Consider the following 20,337-nt stretch of genomic DNA (forward strand, 5'->3'; position numbering starts at 1 on the left):
TGTGGCAGACAGCCGCTCAGCTTCGTGGCTTGACTTGCGCCGTCTCCGGCACCGGGGTCAGTGGCCGGCGCTCGCTGAACCAGGATACCAGATTGTCGACGCACAGATCCGCCATGGCGCGGCGCGTGTGGTGCGAGGCCGAACCGACATGGGGCAAAAGCGAGGTGTTGGGCGCCTCCAGCAAAGCCTTGGGCACATTCGGTTCATCGGCGAAAACATCGAGCCCGGCCGCGGCGATGGTGCCGTTGGCAAGCGCTGCGGCGAGGTCTGCCTCGTCGACCGTGCTGCCACGGCCGATGTTGACGAAAACGCCGTTGGCGCCAAGCGCCGCCAGGATTTCGGCATTGACCGCCTTCTCCGTGGAAGCGCCGCCCGGCACTACGGAAATCAGCGTATCGACCGCTTCGGCAAGGCCCTTCAGCGTCGGGTGGTATTCATAAGCCAGACCTTCGACCTTGCGCCTGTTGTGGTAGGCCACCGGCAGCCCGAACGCTTCCAGCCGGCGCGCAATGGCAAGGCCGATGCGGCCCATGCCGAAAATGCCGACATGCCGACCGCGCAAGGTCAGCCGGCTCAGGGGATAGTTGCCCTTCTTCACCCAACTGCCGTCGCGCAGCCATTTCTCGGCGTTGTAAAGTTCACGCACGGTGTTGAGCAAAAGGCCGATCGTGGTGTCGGCGACCTCCTCGGTCAAAACATCGGGGGTGTTGGTGACCATGATGTTTTTCTTGGCCGCATGGCCGGCATCGACCGAATCATAGCCGACGCCGAAGGAGGCGATGAGTTCGAGGTTGGGCAATGCATCCATCAATGCCGCATTGACGCCGGCAAAGGACGCAATGGCGCGCACGTCATGGCGCATCTCCTCGGTGACCAGGGCGGGATCGGCGCGCTCTATCTTGACCCGCTTGAAGGTGCGGTCGATGCGCTCGACCGCATGGTCGTTGAAATGTCCCGGCACCAGAACGGCGACGGTCTGCAACGCATCAGTCTTGGTCATGCACGCTCCACCGGCTTGCCGGTCGACTGGCGCACATGCAGTTCCGGCTTGATCAGTTCCTGTGACGGCCGTACCGCCTGTCCGTTCAGCTTGTCGAGCAGCGCGCTGGCGGCACGGCGGCCGACCTCTCGCTGGCCATTCCAGACTGTGGTGAGCGCCGGTGTCGCGATTGCCGCCTCCTCGAGATCGTCATAGCCGGTCACCGAGATGTCGGCGCCCGGCACCAGGCCGGCGCGGGCAATGCCGTTCATCAGGCCGATGGCGACCAGATCATTCCAGCAGCAAGCGGCGGTTGGCTTGTCTTTAAGCGCCAGAAACTGTCCAGCCGCCTCGAATCCGCCCTGCTTGGTGCGCGGCCCGGCGATGCGCCAGGACGGCCTGACCTCAAGCCCGGCGGCCTCCATGGCGTTGAGATAGCCCTGGTAGCGGTCGCGCCCGGTCGAGGTCTGGTCGGTGCCGCCGATCATGGCGATGCGCTTGTGCCCGAGCGAGATCAGATGATTGGTGGCAAGTGCCGTGCCATAGGCATCGTCGCCGCGAAACACCGGCACGTCGGCGCCTTCCACGCTGCGTGCGATCAGCACCGCCGGCAGGCCGTTTTCCTCGGCCATGACGATGTCGGAGGCCGGCGTGCCGATGGCCGGGGACATGATGACGCCGTCGGCGCCGAGCTGCAGCAGCGTGTCGATGAAGGTGCGTTGCTTTTCCAGCTGGTCGTAGTGATTGGACAGGATGAAGGTCTGCCGGCTGCGATCGAGTTCGCTCTCGATCGAGCGCAGGATCTCGGCGAAGAACGGGTTCATGATGTCATGCACGACGACGCCGACAATGCCCGAGCGCGAGGTGCGCAGTGAGGCGGCGCGGCGGTTGTAGATATAACCGATGGCCCGCGCATGTTCCTTGATGCGGTCACGCGTGGCGCCGGCGACCAGCGGGCTGTCGCGCAAGGCGAGGGAGACCGTGGCCGTGGACACGCCAAGCGCATCCGCGATCGTCGAAAGCTTGATCTTTTGTGCCAGCCCTTCGCTCCCCGAGTTTTTTTAAAATTTTTTAAATGCGGCGTTATGCCATCGGATTCGGAGCAAATCAAAGTTTTTTCGCCAGCGCCTCCGCCTCGGCATCGACGGTCGTGCGATTGCGCAGCCGCAAACGGTGCTCGCGATGGATGATGTAAAGGCCGCTGGCGACGATGATGGCAGCACCCACCAGCGTCCAGCGGTCGGGGAACTGGTGGAAGATGATCCAGCCGGACAGGATCATCCAGACCATCTGCGAATAGGGGTACGGCGCCAGCGCCGTGGTAGTCGCCAGGCGGTAGGCCTGCACCAGCAGCCAGTGGCCGCCGGCGCCGAACACGCCCAGCATCACCAGTATGAACCAGTGCCAGCCATCCTGCGGCAGCCCATGCGAGAACGGCAGCATCGGCAGAAGCAGCACGGCCGGCGCCAGCGCCGAAAACAGGATCAGGCTTTCCGAGGTTTCGCTGGCTGACATCCGCCGCGTCATGATGACGTAAAAACTGTTCGACAGCATCGAGCCGAGCGCGAAAAGATGGCCGATGCCGAACACGCCGATGCCCGGCCTTGTAATGACGAGCACGCCGACAAAGCCCGACAGGATTGCCAGCCAGCGCCGCCAGCCGGCCCATTCACCAAGCAGCGGTCCGGCAAGGGCGGTGATCACCATCGGCCCGAAGAAGTAGATCGAGGTGGTCTCGGCCAGTTGAAGCGTTTTGAGCGCCATGACGTTGCACATGGTCGAGCCGAACAGCAGACCGCCGCGCAGGATGTGGGCCGGCAAATTGTTGGCGCGGAAGCGCGACGGCTCGCGCCAGCCGCGCAGGAAGACGCCGACAAGCAGGACATGGACGGTGAAGCGGGCCCAGGCGACGATCAGCGCCGAGACGCCGGCCAGCACCAGATATTTGCTCGAGGTGTCGAGAAAGGTGAAAAAGACATAGGTCGAAAGCATGAACAGCATCGCCGCGGGCGGCGTTGCGCTTTCGTCTGATTTTGCGGGAACGTTCAAATGTCAGGCCGGGCAGGGAGGATCAACGCTTAACCTTTGCGGCAATCGCCTGCGCCCGGCAAGCCAAAAGCGACTGGCACAACAGGCGTCTGAGACAGGTTCAGCGCAGGCCGATCCGATGCCAGCTAAGGCGCTTTGCGTTCCGCTGCGACGTTCTGACATCCGGTGCTTTGCCGTCGGATGCCACTTGCGCCTGGAGATGAAGCCACAACGCCTCGGCGACGGGTCCATGCGGTCGGTCGCGCCGGCGCACCGCCGCCAGGATCTCCGTCCGGCCGGGCAGATGTGCACCAGCGATCGAGATCAGCCTCCTATCCCGCAGTTCGTCCTCGATCAGCCATGCCGGCAGATGGCCCCAGGCCAGTCCGTGAAGGATCAGTTCCTTCTTCATCAGATGATCCGGCGCCGAGCACTGATGCGCACCGTCGATGAGGAAATAGCTCTCCGGCGCTGGCCGCCGCGCCGTGTCGCGGATCACGCACTGGGTGAAGGGCCGCATCTGCTCCGGCGCAATCTCGCGGCCAGGCGCGAACGGAAGGAACCCAGGCGCCACCACCGGCACGAGGGGCACCGCGCAGAGATCGATCCGCTCGAGATGCGGATCGGAAGGATCCGCGCGATGGAAGATGAGGTCAGCCGAGCCTTCCATCAACCGTTCGAGCGGACCGCCGACCGCCTCGTACTCCAGGTGCAGGCGTGTCCCGGTGCGTTCGGCAAAGAAGCCGCTGAGCATACGCAGGATTTGCGGTCGCGGGCAGAGATCACCCATGACGACACGCAGGACCGTCTCCTCGCCGCTCGCCAACTGGCCCGCATAGGTTCGCAGATGGTCGAGCTCGCGCAATGTCAGCTGCGCTCGCGCGTGAAACTCGCGGCCCGCCTCCGTCAGCCCCACCCGATATCCGCTGCGGTCGAGAAGTGTGAGCCCGAGCAACTGCTCGAGGCGTGCGACAGCGGCGAAGACGGATGGATGCGATCGGTTCAAGGCAAGGGCGGCCGCCTGGAAGCTGCCCTCGCTTGCCACGGCGTCAAAGCACCGTAGGTCGTGGAGTTTCAGACCATTCATTATCGCCAAAACCTACTGAGATTGTCCAATCATAGTAATTTTCCTGGATAATTACGAGGCCTAGGGTGGCTCATTCAAAGGGCGGCGGGAGCATCGAACTCCTTTCGCCAGGGTGAGATGAGGACCAGATGACTGACACGCTTTATTTTACGACGGGCGACGGCTGCCGGATCGCCTATCAGCTGGCGGGGGCCGGCCCTGTGCTTGTGCTCTCGAATTCCATTGCGACGAACCTGCATATGTGGGACCGGCAGCTTGCGGAATTTGCCGGATCTTTCCGGGTGCTGCGCTATGATCTGCGCGGCCACGGCAGTTCCGATGCTCCGGCCGGAGCCTATTCGCTCGATCGGCTGGGCCGCGACGTCCTTGAGTTGCTGGATGCGCTTCAGATCGCCCGCGTGCATTTCTGCGGGCTGTCGCTGGGCGGCTTCGTAGGGCAGTGGCTGGGTATCCATGCCCCGGACCGCATCGAGCGTCTCATCCTTTCCAACACCTCGCCACATCTCGGGCCGGCTTCTTACTTTGACGAGCAGATCCGTACTGTCCTTGCTGCGAGCAACATGTCGGCCGCCGCGGACATGTTCATGCACAACTGGTTTCCCGCCTCGATGCTTGCCGGCCCAAACGAAACCGTCGACGCGTTCCGCGCGATGGTCCTGGCGACGCCGCCCCAAGGTCTCGCGGGATGCTTCGCCGCCGTACGCGATTGCGATCTGCGCCGGACTGTCTCCCTCATTACCGCCCCCACTCTGGTGATCGGTGGAGAAGACGACAAGGTAACGCTGGCAAGCCACAGCGAGGCGATCGCAGCCAGCATCCCCGGCGCCACGCTTACACTGCTTCCGGGCGTCCATATGCTGAACGTCGAGCGGCCGACTGAATTCATGAGCGCCGTTACACGCTTCCTGCTGAATTAGGCGTGCATGCGGGCGCCCTTGGTGATCTTGTCGACGAGTTTCTTGTCGGCACGCAGCGCGATGCCGACGATCTTGGCGTCCTCAGGGCCGAACTCGGCGAAGACGGCGCGGTTGGCCGCATCGAAGCCGGTGGCAAACATCTCCTCGACATAGGCTGACGCCGTCACGCCCCGCTCCAGCGCCTTCCGGTGGATGGAGTTGAGCGTCGGCCCATCGGCCGAAAGCACGATGACCGGCTGGATCGACAGAGGATTGTAAAGGTTGCCGGCGCGGTCGCGGTAGGGTTCGCCGATAATGTCGCGGAATTGCGCGACGACGCCGCTGGTCAGGAAGGCCGTGACGTTGAGCTTTTGCCAGACGGCGAGATCGTCCCGCAGCACGATTGCAAATTTCGTATCGAACACCAAAATGAGGACTCCGGAGCACGCCCATGAAGGGCAGGGATAGGTGATGACGCACGATCTAGACGGTGAGGCGACACAGGGTCTTGGACGTTCGTGCGCGGATGAAGGCCGGATCGTCTCGGCGCCAGGCGGCACCGGGATCGAGCGCATCGAGGCGCATTTCCATGGCAACGCCTTCGACCTGCACCGTCATGATACACTTGCCGTCGGCGTGACGCTTTCCGGTGTGCAGCGCTTCCACTACAGGGGCACTGTCAACCACAGCCTGCCCGGCCAGGTTATCGTGCTGCATCCCGACGAAGTGCACGATGGCGGCGCCGGGACCGAGGATGGTCTGCGCTACCGGATCCTCTATCTGGAACCCTCACTGCTGCTCGACTGCCTCGACGGCGCGCCGCTGCCTTTCGTCAGGGATGCTGTGGTCAGCGATCCTGCCTTGCGTGGCACGCTGCTTTCGGCCCTGTCGCCGCTCGATGAGGAACTGGACGAGCTGTTCGTCGCCGATTTCGTTGCGGAGCTGGCGCAGCATCTGGGGCGTCATGCGGGACAGAAAGCAAAGCCGATGGGGAAGTCGGCCTCGCGTGCGGCAGCGCTGGCGCGCGGCTATCTCGAGGAGAATGCCGAGCGGTCCGTTCGTTCCGATGAGCTGGAAGCCGTCACCGGGCTCGACTGCTATGCGCTGTCACGCCATTTTCGCGCGACCTATTCCACCAGCCCGCATCGGTTCCTGCTGATGCGCCGGCTGCAAAAGGCAAGACGGATGATCGAGGTGGGCGAGCCGCTGGCCGAGATTGCCGTTGGCGCCGGCTTCAGCGACCAGAGCCATTTCAACAGGCATTTCAAGAAAGCATTCGGCCTGACGCCCGGCCGCTGGTCGACCCTGGTGCGCGGGCCTTCGGTAGCCGCCTAGGTCAGGAAGATCAATCGTCGATGTCGCCATCGTCGTCGACAAGCACCAGCTCCTCGTTCGACAAATTGGCCTCGATGCGGGCGAGCAGCTTGAACAGCGTCTTCTGTTCTTTCTTGTCGAGGCCCTTCAACGCCTGCTTCTCGGTCTTCTTCACCGACTTCTCGATGGCGTGGATGATCTCGCGGCCGGTGTCGGTGAGAAAGATATGCGCCTGGCGTGCATCCGCGGAAGAGGCGCGCTTTTCCAAAAAGCCCTGGGCCTGCAGCCGGTTGATGGTCTTGGTGATGGTCGGCGGGCGCACGCCGAGGCGGCCGGCGAGATTGCCGGGCGTCTGGCCGTCCTCGCGGTCGAGCGTCAGCATGATCTGGTCCTGGCCGGCATAGAAGCCGTGCGCCAGAAGCCGCGCCGCCAGCGCGGTCCTTGCCAGCCTTGCCGCCGAATGCAGCCGGCTCATCGTTGCAGTCTTGTCCGCCTTGGCCATGGTGATCCCTCTTCGGCCGTACCGGTGCGTGCAGCATAGACGCAGCCGGCCGGTTGGCAATCGACGATCAAAAAGATTCCGGCTTTCGAAACAGCTTTGCCGGCAAGCATTTGTGGTGCTCGAAATGGTGATGCCAGATGTTTATTTCAGTTAGATGACAAACGAGTTTCCGCCAAGGCGATTGCAACGGTTTGACGCGGCGCGGCTTAGCACAGGTCAACGAAGAGGCGTTTCCGGCAACACGTTGATGGTCGGCATCCCTCGCACTCGGCCTCTCGGGTCTACCCATCCGCTTCGTCAATCCTGGGTCAAACACCCAGGCGGTTTGCCTCGTGCAAAAGGCCGGCACACATCCTATATCAGGCCAACAATCCCTTCTTGCGGCCCGCAATTCCGTGGCCCAGCCATTTCGAGGCAAGATATGAGCGAAGCACAGACGCAAATCCCCGTGACCGTTCTCACCGGGTATCTCGGCGCCGGCAAGACGACGCTGCTCAACCGCATCCTGTCGGAAAACCATGGCAAGCGTTATGCCGTCATCGTCAATGAATTCGGCGAGATCGGCATCGACAATGATTTGATCGTGGAATCCGACGAGGAAATCTACGAAATGAACAATGGCTGCGTCTGCTGCACGGTGCGCGGCGACCTGATCCGCGTCGTCGAAGGCCTGATGCGCCGTCCCGGCCGCTTCGACGCCATCGTCGTCGAGACCACCGGCCTCGCCGATCCTGTGCCGGTGGCGCAGACCTTCTTCATGGACGACGACGTGCGCTCCAAGACCAAACTCGACGCTGTCGTGGCCCTGGTCGACGCCAAGCACCTGCCGCTCAGGTTGAAGGATTCCAAGGAAGCCGAGGACCAGATCGCGTTTGCCGATGTTGTCGTGCTGAACAAGACCGACCTTGTGACGCCCGAAGAGCTGGCCAAGGTCGAAGCGACCATCCGCGCCATCAACCCGGCGGCCAGGATTCACCGCACCACGCGCGCCGGCGTGGCGCTGTCCGAAGTGCTCGACCGCGGCGCCTTCGACCTGTCGCGCGCATTGGAAAACGATCCGCATTTTCTCGAGGCGCACGATCATGATCACGACCACCATGATCACGACCACGATCACCACGACCATGATCACGACCATCATCATCACGATCACGCGCATCCCTCCGACATCCATGACGTGACCGTGCAGTCGGTGTCGCTGCGCGGCGGCGAGATGGACCCGAAGAAATTCTTCCCGTGGATCGAGAAGATCACTCAGATGGAAGGTCCCAACATCCTGCGGCTGAAAGGCATCATCGCGCTCAAGGGCGACGACGAGCGCTATGTCATCCAGGGCGTGCACATGATCATCGAAGGCGACCACCAGCGCGCCTGGAAAGACGGCGAAAAGCATGAGAGCCGGCTGGTGTTCATCGGCCGCGAGCTTGACGCCGAGCGGCTGAAGAAGAGCTTTGACGCCTGCCAGGCGGCCTAAACGCCTCAGAGGGTTGATTTTGGCGTGATGTACACATATGATGTGTACATCACGTTGAGGAGACAATTTGTGCCGCGGCCCGCCGACAACAAGACTGAGCGCTATCAGATTCGCATTGCGCCCGCGCATAAGGCGATGATTGCACGCGCCGCTGCGTTGTCTAACCAGGATGTTGCCGACTTCATCCTCAACAGGATCGTTCCCGAGGCGCAGGCTGTTATCGAAGCGGCTGAGATTACGAAAGTATCCGATCGTGATTTTGCACGCATACTCGACCTGTTGGAAAACCCGCCGAAACCCAACGCTAAACTTCGAGCGGCGATAGCCGCCTTGCCAGATACGCTGTGACCCTTCCGTCCTGGCATGAGCAGCCCATTACTAAACAGCACGATCGGGCTTCGTTTGATTGCGGTGATACGCAAATGAACGATTTTTTGCGAAGGTTCGCGCGACAAAGCCACGAGCAGAATGCGGCAAAGACCTTTTGCGCAATAGACGATAGAGCCCCGGAGCGGATTTTGGGTTTCTACACAATTGCTCCGTCTGCCGTACCTCACGACGCCGTACCCACGGCGATGACGAAAGGGTTGGCGCGGCACGAAGTCTCTGGGTTCAAGCTTGCACGTCTTGCGACGGATCTCAGTGTTGCGGGTCACGGATTGGGTGGGCAGTTGCTTGCGGCCGCTGCGCTGCGCTGCTTACGCCTGGCTGGCGAAGGCGGCGGCATCCTGCTCATCATTGACGCCAAAAGCGAGCGGGCAGCGAGTTGGTATGCCGGCTACGGTGCAGAGTCTCTTCTAGACCAACCGCTGACGCTGATAATGCCGCTCGCGACCTTCGCGACGGAGTTGCGAACAAAGAGGCTGCTTTGATGCCTACCTTCTTGCCTTTGGCGACCGCCACCAATCCCTGGTGATTGCCGATGAGGGAAACGTCAAGTAAGTCGCCAAGACAAATTCGAAACCTCCTTCGCCCAGGAAGCCATGCCCACAGTTGCCCCCCTCGACCTGGAAGGTCACTGCCTTGCCGCCGTCTTCCTCGACAACGTGCCGCATTTTGCGCTGGCCGATGGGACAGTTCATAGGCTCGACAACGGCCACAAGGCAATTCAGGCCAATGACGGCCTGCTCTCCACGTTCCATGACGCCGCCAACGACCGCCTGATCACCGGCGGCGAGGACGGCAAGATTTTTGCTGTCACCGCAGGTGGCACCGTCGGCGAATTGGCGAGCGCCGGCAAGAAGTGGATCACCAGCGTCGCCGCCGGGCCGCAAGGCGCTATCGCCTATGCCACAGGCAAGACTGCGTTCGTGCGCTTTGCCGACGGCAAGACCAAAGAGTTTGCCCATCCGCGTTCGGTCGAGGGGCTGGCCTTCTCCCCCAAGGGCATACGCTTCGGCGTCGCCCGCTACAATGGCGCGACGCTGCATTTCCCGGCCGCCGAGGGCAAGCCGGTGGAGCTGGAATGGGCCGGTGCCCATACCGGCGTCACCTTCTCGCCGGATGGCGCCTTCCTCGTCACCACCATGCAGGAAAACGCGCTGCATGGCTGGAAGCTCGCCGACGGCAAGCACATGCGCATGACCGGCTATCCCGGCAAGGTCAAAAGCCTGTCGTGGAGCGTGAAGGGCAAATGGCTGGCGAGTTCCGGCGCGCCGGCGGCGATCGTCTGGCCGTTTTCGGGCAAGGACGGCCCGATGGGCAAGGCGCCGCTGGAGCTCGGCACGCGCGGCAACGCCATGGTGACATCGGTTGCCTGCCATCCGAGCCAGGATGTCGTCGCCGTCGGCTATGATGACGGCATGGTCATGGCGGTGCGCTTTACCGATGCCAAAGAGGTGCTGTTGCGCCGCCCGGGCAAGGGCGCCATCACCGCGATGATGTGGGATAAGGAAGAGCGCCGGGTCGCCTTCGGCAGTGCCGCCGGCGACTGCGGCGTCATCGATATCTCGGCGTGACCTATTCGGCTCCGCACGACACCTTGCCGGTCAATTCTTTCGGCTTGCCGTCCTGTTCCGTGTCGGCGGCGTTGTCGTAGACGGCAAGCGTGTACCGGCCGTCATAGACGCCCTCGTCACTGGTCTTGGTCAGGATCGTCAGTTCGACAGAGTTGAATTTATCTCCGAGCTGATGCTCGTGGTAGACGTTCAGCCGCAACTCCTTGTCGTCCAGCCAGTACTGGGTGAGGTCGGAATCCTCGAAGACGGTCTTGCGCAGACTGTCGCCTTCCGGCCGGCCAAGTATCTCGAGATCGCCGCGAAAATTGAAGGTCGGGCCGCCCATACCTCTGGTGACCCCGGCGCCGACCTCGAATTGCACCGCTTTGTCATCGACGGAACACCAGACGCCGCCCGATGCGGAAGCCGCAGCGGCCGACAAGAGTAGCGCAATAGCGCAGATGATCGTCCGCATTTTTCTCCCCAAACCACAGACCCGATCGCATTGGCGCCCGACTGCGCCGGAAGGTCAAGTCTGCCGAACTTGCTGCTGACCCAATGCAGGGCACCAACACGGCCAATTGCGGTTGCCGTCGCCAATTGGGTAGTGTGCCGGCCGAGAGGGATTTCATGCACAGCACGAACAGTTCAAAAGCATCCATCGACGGTATCAGCCGTGACCGCATCGCTGCATTGCGGACAAGCGAGGCGAACACCTTCCGCAAGGCGCGGCCGAAATCGCAGGCCAAGGTCGGTAACGGCCTGCCAGGCTTCTTCGGCGGTGTGCCGATGCACTGGATGAACGACTGGCCGACGCCATTCCCGATCCTGGTCGAAAGCGCCAAGGGCGCCGCCATCACGGACATCGACGGCAACAGGCTGGACGATTTCTGCCTCGGTGACACCGGCTCGATGTTCGGCCATTCGCCGCCGCCGGTGGCGCGCGCCATCCGCCGCCAGGCCGGGCGCGGCCTGACCTATATGCTGCCTTCGGAAGATGCGCTGGCCATCGGGCCGCTGCTCACACAGCGTTTCGGTCTGCCGTTCTGGCAGATCGCCACCACCGCCACCGACGCCAACCGCTTCGCGCTGCGCGTCGCCCGCGCCGTCACCGGCCGCGAAAAGATACTGGTCTTCAACGGCTGCTATCACGGCTCGGTCGACGAGACGATGGTCCGGATGGTCGACGGCAAGCCCGTGAATCGGCCGGGGCTGGCGGGTGAGTTTCGCGACCTGACCAAGACGGCGAAGGTCATTGAATTCAACGATGTCGCCGCGCTGCAAGCAGCGCTCAAGGACAAGGATGTCGCCTGCGTCATTGCTGAGCCGGTGCTGACCAATTCCTGCATGGTGCTGCCCGATCCGGGTTTTCACGACGCCTTGCGCAAACTGACGCGCGCGGCCGGAACGCTGCTTCTGATAGACGAGACGCACACGATTTCGACTGGACCCGGCGGCTACACCAGGAAATTCGGGCTGCAGCCCGACCTGTTCGTGCTGGGCAAGCCGATCGCCGGCGGCGTGCCGGCAAGCGTGTGGGGCATGAGCGACGAGGTCGCCTCGCGCTATGCCGACTACAATCGAACCAAGGAGCCGGGCTATTCCGGCATGGGCACGACGCTGTCGGCGAACCCGCTGCAGTTCGCAGCCATGCGCGCAACGCTCGAAGAGGTGATGACGCAGGAGAATTATGCCCGGATGGATCGCCTCGCCCTGCGGCTCGATGCCGGGCTGACCGGGGTCATCGATCGCTACAATCTGCCCTGGCATGTCGCCCGCGTCGGCGCCCGCGTCGAGTTCATCTGCGCCCCTGGCCCGCTCAGGAACGGCGCCGAAGCCGAGACTGCCCATGCGCCGGAGCTTGAGGCGGCTATCCATGTCGCGCTGGTCAACCAGGGCGTGCTGATCGCGCCCTTTCACAACATGATGCTGATCTCACCGGCCACCACCGGCGCCCAGGTCAACCGGCTGATCACCGCCTTCGCCACGGTTGCGGCAAGGCTGACGGCATGAGACAAGCTGCCAAGCCAAACTCGAGTACACTAATCATGACTTCACCTTCGGGCTCGACGCCCGCCGAGGCGCAAGCCTTTCTCGACGCCCATCCCGAAATCGAAGCCTTCGATATCGTCTTGACCGACGCCAACGGGGTCGGCCGCGGCAAGATCGTGCGCCGGCATGAGCTGAAAAGCATCTTCGAGGGCGGCCGCCACATGCCGATCTCGATCCTCGGCCTCGACATCACCGGCGAGGATGTGCACGAAACCGGGCTGATCTGGACGACTGGAGACGGCGACCTCAGGGCCTGGCCCATCCCCGGCACCCTGGTGCCGCTTTACGGCACCAACCCGCCGCGCGGCCAGCTGCTGATGGCGATGTACCATCTCGAGGGACAGCCAATGTCGTCGGACCCGCGCTTGGCGCTGGCCAGGCAGGTCGACATCTTGGCGGCCAAGGGCCTCTATCCCGCCGGCGCCTTCGAACTCGAATTTTTCCTGCTGGCCAATGAGCGCGATGCCGATGGCAAGGTGAAACCGGCGGACGCCGTGCTCGACGGCCGCCGCTCGGCCAAGACGGAAGTCTATTCCGTCGACCATCTGCACGGCATGGAGCCGTTGTTTTCCGACATCTATGCCGCGGCCAAGGCGCAAGGCATTCCGGCCGAAACGGTGATTTCCGAATACGCGCCCGGCCAGTACGAGCTGACGCTGAACTATCGCAAGGATGTCATGCGGGCGGCCGACGACCTCGTCATGTTGAAGCGGCTGGTGCGGGCGCAGGCGCGCCGCCATGGTGTCACCGCCTGCTTCATGGCCAAGCCGATCGAAAAATACGCCGGCTCCGGCATGCATTTCCATGTTTCGTTGCAGGACAAGAACGGCCGCAACGTTTTTGCCGAGGCTGGCGGCGAAAGCTGGTCGCTGCCGCTGCTGCAGGGGCTCGGCGGGCTGATCCAGACCATGGCCGAATCGATGCTGGTGTTTGCGCCGCACGCCAATTCCTGGCGGCGCTTCGTCTCGCAGTCCTATGCGCCGGTGGCGCCGACCTGGGGCGTCAACAACCGTTCGGTGGCGCTGCGCATCCCGGCGGGCGACGCCAAAAACCGGCGCATCGAGCACCGGCCGTCGGGTGTCGACGCCAATCCCTACCTGATCGCGGCAACGGTGCTGGCCGGCATCATCAAGGGTCTGGACGAAGGCCTCGACCCCGGCCCCGAAACCACTGGGAATGGCTATGAAGCCGCCGTCACGCGCACGACCATGCCGGTCGACTGGCGCGCCGCGATCGAGGCGGCGCGGGCCTCGAGCTTCCTGAAAGAGGCGCTTGGCGAGGATCTGCATCGCACCTTCGTGGCGATCAAGCAGTCGGAGTATCTGCGCGTCGCCCGCACCGTCAGCCAGCTGGATTACCACCTCTACCTCCATGAGGTCTGAGAGACCGCCTGGAACTCGGGCAGTCGTCCTGCTAGCCCGACGATCAGGCGGCGATTACTTTTTCGCCGCCTGCATCAAATGAGGTGGCGCTGCAGCCTTCAAGAACATATCATGAACGGATGAGCGCACCTACCGTCCGTGAAAAGCTGGCAATCCTGTCTGACGCCGCCAAATACGATGCTTCTTGCGCCTCGTCGGGCTCGGCGAAGAAGGATTCGCTCCAATCCGGCGGTATCGGCTCCACAGAAGGCATGGGCATCTGCCATTCCTACGCGCCGGATGGCCGCTGCATTTCGCTCCTGAAAATCCTGCTGACCAATTTCTGCATTTACGATTGCAGCTACTGCATCAACCGCTCGTCATCGAATGTGCGCCGCGCCCGCTTCAGCATCGAGGAGGTGGTGAAGCTGACCATGGATTTCTACCGGCGCAACTACATCGAGGGCCTCTTCCTGTCCTCAGGAGTCATCCGCTCCCCGGACGAGACCATGGCCGAGATGGTGGAGGTGGCGCGGCGGCTGCGGCTGGACGAAAAATTCTCCGGCTATATTCATCTGAAGACCATTCCGGAAAGCTCGGCCGAACTGGTCGAGCAGGCCGGGCTCTACGCCGACCGGCTGTCTATCAACGTCGAACTGCCGACCGATGAGGGCGTCAAGAAACTGGCGCCGGAGAAGAAGCCGGAAACGATCCGCCTTTCCATGGCGAACCTGCGCCGGAAGATGGAGGAAAAAGCCGAGCCGACGCTGAGGACCAAGAAGCGCGAACGCTTTGCGCCCGGAGGTCAGTCGACGCAGATGATCGTCGGCGCCGACAAGACATCCGACGACGGTATCTTACACTCCAGTGCGCGGCTCTATGGCAGCTACCATCTGCGGCGCGTCTATTACTCCGCCTTCAGCCCGATCCCGGATTCGTCATCGTCGCTGCCGCTGCAGAAACCGCCGCTGATGCGCGAGCACCGGCTCTATCAGGCCGACTGGCTGATGCGCTTCTACGGCTTTTCGCAGCCGGAAATCCTCGCCGGCAGCAGCGACGGCATGCTCGATCTCGCCATTGACCCCAAGCTCGCCTGGGCTTTGCGCAATCGGGCGAGGTTTCCCGTCGACATCAACCGCGCCGATCGGGAAGCGCTGCTGCGGGTTCCGGGTCTGGGCACCAAGGTGGTGGCGAAGATCCTTGAAACCCGCCGCCACCGACACATGCGGCTGGAAGATGTCGGACGGATCTGCCATTCGATCGCCAAGCTGAGGCCCTTCATCATCGCCGAAGGCTGGTCGCCGGGTAGACTGACGGACAAGACCGGCTTGCGCGACACGATCGTAAAGTCCTGCGAACAACTGTCTCTGTTTTGACCATGCAGCCGGCCCAGCTCGACCTTGCCCGATACACTGTCCGGCTAGCGAGCCAGACCGATTTCGCCGGTTGGCGCGATGCGGCACGGCGTCTGACGCTGAATGAGGTCCGGCCTGAGGATATTAGTTGGGGTGTCGGGTCCGACGCCAATGACCCTCGAGATGCCTTGCCGGCGGTGCCAGAGGGCGCGCAGCTTACCGTCCCGCGCGAGTTCATCGCCCATGCCGAAACCGCCTTCTGCCACTCCGACCCCGGCCGGTTTGCCTTTCTCTACTGGATGCTTTGGCGCCTGCGCACCGAGCCGAAACTGCTGGCGATCGCATCCGATCCCGACACCAGGCGGCTCGAAGCCATGGAAAAGGCGGTGCGGCGCGACAGCCATAAGATGCATGCCTTCGTACGCTTCCGGAAGATCGGCGACGGCGAGAACGAGCGCTACGTCGCCTGGTTCGAGCCGGAGCATTTCATTGTCGAGCGCAACGCGGATTTCTTCGTTCGGCGGTTCACCGGCATGCGCTGGACCATCCTGACGCCCTATGCCTCCGCCGACTGGAACGGCGAAAGGCTGGCCATCGGGCCGGGTGCGGCCAAGGGCGATGCACCCGATCAGGACGACACCGAGGCGTTGTGGCTGACCTATTTCGAAAACATCTTCAACCCGGCGCGGCTCAAGGTGAAGGCGATGCAGAAGGAGATGCCGAAGAAATATTGGCGGAACCTTCCCGAGGCCTCGCTCATTCCAGATCTGATCGCAGGAGCGGACGAGGCCGCTATAGCCATGATTGCCAGACAACCGACGACGCCGGCGCCGCACCACGCCAAGCTGCAGGCAAGACATTGGCCGAAGCCCGAGCCGGCCGAGGCGCCGGATGAAGACGATGCCAAGACGATTTCCGATTTGCGCGAGGCTGCAAAGGGTTGTCGTCGCTGCCCGCTCTGGCGCGACGCGACACAGACCGTGTTCGGCGAGGGGCCGGATGACGCCAAAGTGGTCTTCGTCGGCGAACAACCTGGCGATCAGGAAGATCTCGCCGGCAAACCTTTTGTCGGGCCAGCGGGCAAAGTGTTCGATGCAATTCTCGATGACGCAGGCGTCGACCGGCAAAAAGTCTACGTCACCAACGCCGTCAAGCACTTCAAGTTCGAGCCGCGCGGCAAGCGCCGCATCCACTCGAAGCCAAATACCGGCGAAGTCCAGGCCTGCCGCTGGTGGATCGGCCGGGAGCTTGAGCTGATCAAGCCGGACCTCGCCGTGGCGCTTGGGGCAACGGCGGCGTTGTCGCTGCTGGGCAAGGCCATTGCCGTGACGAAAATGCGCGGCCAGGTGATCGAGCGCGAGGACGGTTTGCGCGTGTTCATCACCATCCATCCTTCCTTCATCCTGCGTATTCATGAGCCGGCGGACAAGGAGGCAGAGCGCGAGCGGTTTCTCAGGGATATGAGAGAGGTGAAGCGGCTTATGGGGTCGTGAGATGAGCGAAAGCCTCAGCGACATCGCCATCCGCGGGCGGAGCAAGGAGGGAAGCGACGCAGCGCAGACCCGAGGATGCATGCCGCGACGTTTGCACGCTGCTACGGTGCAGAATTCTGCTCCGCTGCGCTCGACGGCTAACATCACGGAATGGACACGGGGCTTTGCGACGGAGCTTCGCTCCTGCTTCGCCCAGGGATGACGAAGCTGAGTGGCTTCAGCCAATCACCTACGGTCGTGAATCCAACGTTGGAAACTTCGGCCGCCACGGCCGAATTAACTGATCAGGATTGCCCTCAGATCATTCACATTCGTACCCGTCGGCCCCGGCACGAACAGATCGCCGATCGCGTTGAACGCCGTCCAGGCATTGTTGCCGGCCAGCATCGCCTTGGCGTCGACGCCGGCGGCACGCATGCGCGAGACGGTCGAGCCATCGGCAAAGGCGCCGGCATTGTCTTCCGAGCCATCGATGCCGTCGGTATCGGCGGCCAGTGCATGAATACCTTCCGCGCCGCTGATGCCGATGGCAAAGGCGAGCAGGAATTCGGAGTTGCGGCCGCCCTTGCCCCTTTTTCCGTCAACAGGGGCCCGCAAGGTCACGGTCGTCTCGCCGCCGGACAGGATCAGCACCGGCTTTTTGAACGGCCGGTTGCGCGTCGCCACTTCGCGCGCAATGGCTGCATGCACGCCACCGACCTCGCGCGCCTCGCCCTCGATGGAATCGGAGAGGATGACGGCTTCGATGCCCTGCCGTTTTGCCTCAGCGGCTGCCGCTTCCAGCGACACGCCAGCCGAGGCGATCAGGTGCACTTCATTGCGTGAAAAGCGCTGGTCATCCAGATCTGGCGCATCGGCCTCTGGCGAGTTGATGTGCGCCATGACGGCGTCGGGCAGTTTCATGCCGTAGGCCGCTATCGAGGCCAGCGCATCGGCGCGGTTGCCGGAGTCGGGCACGGTCGGGCCGGAGGCCACCAGCGCCGGGTTGTCGCCGGGAATGTCAGAGACAACCAGTGATACCAGTTTGGCCGGCCAGGCGGCAGCTGCCAGCCGGCCGCCCTTGATGGTCGAGAGATGCTTGCGGATTGTGTTCATCGCCGCGATCGGCGCGCCGGAGGCAAGCAGCGCCTCGTTGACGGCGATTTCGTCGGCGAGCGTCAGGCCGGCGGCAGGCGACGGCAGCAGCGCCGATCCTCCGCCCGATATCAGCGCCACTACCAGGTCGTCCGCAGTCAGCCCTTGCACCTTTTCGAGCAGGCGCCGCGACGCCTCAAGACCGGCAGCGTCCGGTACCGGATGTGCCGCCTCGATGATTTCGATGCGCTCGCATCTGGCGCCATAGCCGTAGCGGGTGACGACCAGCCCTTCGATTGGGCCATCCCACACCTTCTCGAACGCGGCCGCCATCTGCGCCGAGCCCTTGCCGGCGCCAATGACAATGGTACGGCCCTTGGGCCTGGCCGGCAGATGATCCCTGATGGTCCGTTCAGGATCGGCAGCGGCAACAGCGGCATTGAAGATCGAGATGAGAAAGGATTTGGGATCGAGCACGGTTATCCTTGGCCGTAACTGGCGGTTTTCAAAATGAGCAAACGTTGGCGCTGCCCCTCACCCTCACCCCGTGAAAGACGGGGAGAGGGGATCGCCAGCGCTCGAGCTTGTCCTTTCTCCCGTCACTATACGGGGAGAAGGTGCCGGCAGGCGGATGAGGGGCAGCGCCAACGTCACGATTTACCTTCCGGCGGCAGCGCCAATTGTGTCCGATCGAGGCCGAGATGATCGCACAGTGCATCGACGACGACGCCATGATCCTGGCGTTCCGGCAGGCCGGAGACGGCGATGACGCCAATGACGCCGGCACCCTTTACAGTCACCGGAAACCCGCCGCCGGCCAGTACGTAATCAGCAATATCCAGCCCCTCGCCGACCTTGAAGGTGCGGTCCGGTCGCTGCTGTTCCAGCACCAGACGATAGGTGCTCCTGAGGTAGCGCTTGACCACATTGATCTTGCGTCGTGCCCAGTCGGGGTTGGAGGCGTTTGAACCGGGCATCGCGGCATAAAACAGCGGCCGATCCCACAGCCTGATATCGACAATGATGGGCAGCTTTTCGGCCAGCGCCCGCTCGCGGATCGCCGCGCCGACCTTGAAGGCGACGGCCTCGTCGAAGGCCGGGAAGACCAGCGTCTCTTCCTGTTTCTGGATCAGAGCGATGTCGTCCGCGGCGGCCATTTTTGTTCTCCGAAATCATCACAAATCGTGTGTACGACAAGCTCCGCCCGGTCAAGGTCTCGTCGCGGTGGTGGTCTTGCCCCGCCAGGGTCGCCCCCCACTCCTTCGAGCTTCTCTCGACACCTCTCCCCCGATCGACGGGGTAGAGGAAGGGCGCCAAGCTGTCCGAACCGGCGCCCGTCCTCCGAAGCAAAGGCTCCCTTCCTCACCCTCGGAGGGGGATAGGTGGCGCCGCGAAGCGGCGACGGAGTGGGGGAACCACTTGGCAACCAGGCGCAATCATCATCTTGTCCCGCGCGGATGATGGGTCCTAACCGGCGATTATATCACTCTTGGCAGGCCGCCCCGCGACATAGACCTCGCGCACCGCGCGGTCGTCGCCCAGCGTCTGCAGCAGGAACAGCTCCTCCGCCAGCGTCTCCACAGTCTCCATCCTCAGCCGCATCGCCGGTGTGGCGCGGGCGTCGAGCACGGTGATATCCGCGTCGGTGCCTTCATCCAGCGTGCCGACCTTCTCCGCCATAGACAGCGCCTCGGCATTGCCACGTGTTAATTGCCAGAAGGACTGGAACGGGTTCAGCTTTTCGCCAGTCAGCGCGATCACCTTGTAGCCCTCGTCCATGGTGCGCAGCATCGAATAGTTGGTGCCGCCGCCGACATCGCTGGCCGCGGCGATGCGCAGCGGCTTGTCGCGGCGCCGAAAGCGCTGGTAATCGAACAGGCCGGAGCCGAGGAACAGGTTCGAGGTCGGGCAGAACACCGCCACCGAGCCTGAGTCCGACAGCGCATCGGCCTCGCGTTCCAAGAGATGGATGCAGTGGCCGAACAGGCTCTTTGGCCCCAGCAGGCCATACTGCTCGTAGACATCGGTGTAGTCGCGCGCCTGCGGATAGAGTTTTTGCGTGAAGGCGATTTCGGCGTGGTTTTCCGACAGATGCGTCTGCATATGCAGATCGGGATGCTCGCGGCAGAGCGCGCCCGACATCTCCAACTGTTCGGGCGAAGAGGTGATGGCGAAGCGCGGCGTGATCGCATAAAGCTGGCGGCCCTTGCCGTGCCATTCCGCAATCAGTGCCTTCGTATCGTCATAGCCGGATTGCGGCGTGTCGAGCACGCCTGCCGGCGCGTTTCGATCCATCATCACCTTGCCGGCAATGTTGAGCATGCCGCGCGCATGCGATTCGGCAAAGAACGCTTCGGCAGACGCCTTGTGCACCGAGCAGTAGGCGGCGACCGTCGTCGTGCCGTGGCGCACCATCTCGTCCAGGAACAGCCGGGCGATGCGGCGGCCATGCTGAGCGTTGGCGAATTTGGTCTCTTCGGGAAAGGTGTAGGTGTTCAGCCAGTCGAGCAGTTCGGCGCCGTAGGAGGCAATGACCTGCATCTGCGGAAAATGCGCATGCGCATCGATGAAGCCGGGCAGCAGCAGATGCGGCCGATGATCGATCTTTTTCGCACCGTCGCCCGCTTGCTTTTCGACTTCCGTGTAGCTGCCTACGGCAACGATCCGGCCGTCGCCGATCAGCAGGCCGCCATCCTCCTCATAGCGCCAGGCGGCATGGTCGTCGATGGCTTCGGGCCAGCGCAAAAAACTTAGGGTGCGGCCGCGCAGAAGTGTGGAGGTCATC

General features: G+C 63.0%; 20 protein-coding genes. 10 read left to right on the forward strand and 10 right to left on the reverse strand.

The annotated features are described in order from the left end of the window. Positions 1–16: 16 nt before the first annotated feature. The 4 genes from X771_RS144050 to X771_RS144035 form a co-directional block, all read right to left on the reverse strand. On the reverse strand, positions 17–1,000 hold the full coding sequence (locus X771_RS144050; protein WP_023671354.1) for a 2-hydroxyacid dehydrogenase: 984 nt from the start codon (positions 998–1,000) through the stop codon (positions 17–19). Next, positions 997–2,019 carry a LacI family DNA-binding transcriptional regulator gene (locus tag X771_RS144045; protein ID WP_023671355.1) on the reverse strand — a complete coding sequence of 341 codons (1,023 nt, stop codon included), beginning with the start codon at positions 2,017–2,019 and terminating at the stop codon, positions 997–999. Before X771_RS144045 ends, X771_RS144050 begins: the two co-directional genes overlap by 4 nt. A 67-nt stretch (positions 2,020–2,086) precedes the next feature. Continuing rightward, positions 2,087–2,971 (reverse strand): DMT family transporter, encoded by an 885-nt coding sequence (locus X771_RS144040; RefSeq protein WP_032886143.1) that lies wholly within the window; start codon positions 2,969–2,971, stop codon positions 2,087–2,089. Between the two features lie 157 nt (positions 2,972–3,128). Next, entirely contained in the window at positions 3,129–4,094 is a 966-nt protein-coding gene (locus X771_RS144035; RefSeq protein WP_023689239.1) for a LysR family transcriptional regulator, read from the reverse strand. Positions 4,095–4,222: 128 nt separating this feature from the next. Between X771_RS144035 and X771_RS144030 the strand changes: the two genes are divergently transcribed. Then, positions 4,223–5,011: an alpha/beta fold hydrolase gene (locus tag X771_RS144030; RefSeq protein ID WP_023689240.1), complete on the forward strand. Its 789-nt coding sequence runs from the start codon at positions 4,223–4,225 to the stop codon at positions 5,009–5,011. Here the strand turns inward: X771_RS144030 and X771_RS144025 are convergent. Continuing rightward, positions 5,008–5,415: a DUF2000 family protein gene (locus X771_RS144025; RefSeq protein WP_023689241.1), complete on the reverse strand. Its 408-nt coding sequence runs from the start codon at positions 5,413–5,415 to the stop codon at positions 5,008–5,010. The genes X771_RS144030 and X771_RS144025 overlap by 4 nt on opposite strands. A 46-nt stretch (positions 5,416–5,461) precedes the next feature. Here X771_RS144025 and X771_RS144020 point away from each other — a divergent pair, with 46 nt between their 5' ends. Beyond that, complete coding sequence (locus tag X771_RS144020) at positions 5,462–6,325, forward strand: AraC family transcriptional regulator (RefSeq protein ID WP_023689242.1); 864 nt, start codon at positions 5,462–5,464, stop codon at positions 6,323–6,325. Positions 6,326–6,335: 10 nt separating this feature from the next. Here X771_RS144020 and X771_RS144015 read toward each other — a convergent pair whose 3' ends face one another. After that, positions 6,336–6,806, reverse strand: a complete 471-nt coding sequence (locus X771_RS144015; protein WP_023671361.1) for a MarR family winged helix-turn-helix transcriptional regulator — start codon at positions 6,804–6,806, stop codon at positions 6,336–6,338. Between the two features lie 421 nt (positions 6,807–7,227). Here X771_RS144015 and X771_RS144010 point away from each other — a divergent pair, with 421 nt between their 5' ends. The 4 genes from X771_RS144010 to X771_RS143995 all read left to right on the forward strand — a co-directional run bounded on the left by X771_RS144010 (position 7,228) and on the right by X771_RS143995 (position 10,238). Continuing rightward, positions 7,228–8,280 (forward strand): GTP-binding protein, encoded by a 1,053-nt coding sequence (locus tag X771_RS144010; protein ID WP_023689243.1) that lies wholly within the window; start codon positions 7,228–7,230, stop codon positions 8,278–8,280. A gap of 69 nt (positions 8,281–8,349) precedes the next feature. Next, on the forward strand, positions 8,350–8,628 hold the full coding sequence (locus X771_RS144005; protein WP_023689244.1) for a DUF1778 domain-containing protein: 279 nt from the start codon (positions 8,350–8,352) through the stop codon (positions 8,626–8,628). Continuing rightward, a complete protein-coding gene (locus X771_RS144000; protein ID WP_023689245.1) occupies positions 8,625–9,152 on the forward strand; it encodes a hypothetical protein in 528 nt (175 codons plus the stop codon). The genes X771_RS144005 and X771_RS144000 overlap by 4 nt, the downstream gene beginning before the upstream one ends. Before the next feature lie 111 nt (positions 9,153–9,263). Then, a complete protein-coding gene (locus tag X771_RS143995) occupies positions 9,264–10,238 on the forward strand; it encodes a WD40 repeat domain-containing protein (protein ID WP_023689246.1) in 975 nt (324 codons plus the stop codon). Between the two features lies 1 nt (position 10,239). Here X771_RS143995 and X771_RS143990 read toward each other — a convergent pair whose 3' ends face one another. Next, complete coding sequence (locus tag X771_RS143990; protein WP_023683507.1) at positions 10,240–10,692, reverse strand: hypothetical protein; 453 nt, start codon at positions 10,690–10,692, stop codon at positions 10,240–10,242. Positions 10,693–10,847: 155 nt separating this feature from the next. Between X771_RS143990 and X771_RS143985 the strand changes: the two genes are divergently transcribed. The 4 genes from X771_RS143985 (at position 10,848) to X771_RS143970 (ending at position 16,478) form a co-directional block, all read left to right on the forward strand. Continuing rightward, complete coding sequence (locus X771_RS143985; RefSeq protein ID WP_023689247.1) at positions 10,848–12,230, forward strand: aspartate aminotransferase family protein; 1,383 nt, start codon at positions 10,848–10,850, stop codon at positions 12,228–12,230. A 35-nt stretch (positions 12,231–12,265) separates the two neighbouring features. Then, positions 12,266–13,651, forward strand: a complete 1,386-nt coding sequence (locus X771_RS143980; RefSeq protein ID WP_023689248.1) for a glutamine synthetase family protein — start codon at positions 12,266–12,268, stop codon at positions 13,649–13,651. 119 nt (positions 13,652–13,770) lie between these two features. Further along, a complete protein-coding gene (locus X771_RS143975) occupies positions 13,771–15,006 on the forward strand; it encodes a putative DNA modification/repair radical SAM protein (protein WP_023689249.1) in 1,236 nt (411 codons plus the stop codon). A 2-nt stretch (positions 15,007–15,008) separates the two neighbouring features. After that, positions 15,009–16,478 carry a UdgX family uracil-DNA binding protein gene (locus X771_RS143970; RefSeq protein WP_023689250.1) on the forward strand — a complete coding sequence of 490 codons (1,470 nt, stop codon included), beginning with the start codon at positions 15,009–15,011 and terminating at the stop codon, positions 16,476–16,478. A gap of 276 nt (positions 16,479–16,754) precedes the next feature. Here the strand turns inward: X771_RS143970 and X771_RS143965 are convergent, their stop codons facing one another. From X771_RS143965 to guaD, 3 genes are all read right to left on the reverse strand, one after another. Continuing rightward, complete coding sequence (locus tag X771_RS143965) at positions 16,755–18,035, reverse strand: glycerate kinase (RefSeq protein ID WP_023689251.1); 1,281 nt, start codon at positions 18,033–18,035, stop codon at positions 16,755–16,757. 167 nt (positions 18,036–18,202) lie between these two features. Then, positions 18,203–18,709, reverse strand: coding sequence for a heme-degrading domain-containing protein (locus tag X771_RS143960; protein ID WP_023689252.1), 507 nt, complete (start codon positions 18,707–18,709; stop codon positions 18,203–18,205). A 310-nt stretch (positions 18,710–19,019) separates the two neighbouring features. Then, positions 19,020–20,336, reverse strand: a complete 1,317-nt coding sequence (gene guaD, locus X771_RS143955; RefSeq protein WP_023689253.1) for a guanine deaminase — start codon at positions 20,334–20,336, stop codon at positions 19,020–19,022. Between the last annotated feature and the right edge of the window lies 1 nt (position 20,337).

Source organism: Mesorhizobium sp. LSJC269B00 (assembly GCF_000502815.1).
In the GTDB taxonomy this organism is placed as follows: Bacteria; Pseudomonadota; Alphaproteobacteria; order Rhizobiales; family Rhizobiaceae; genus Mesorhizobium.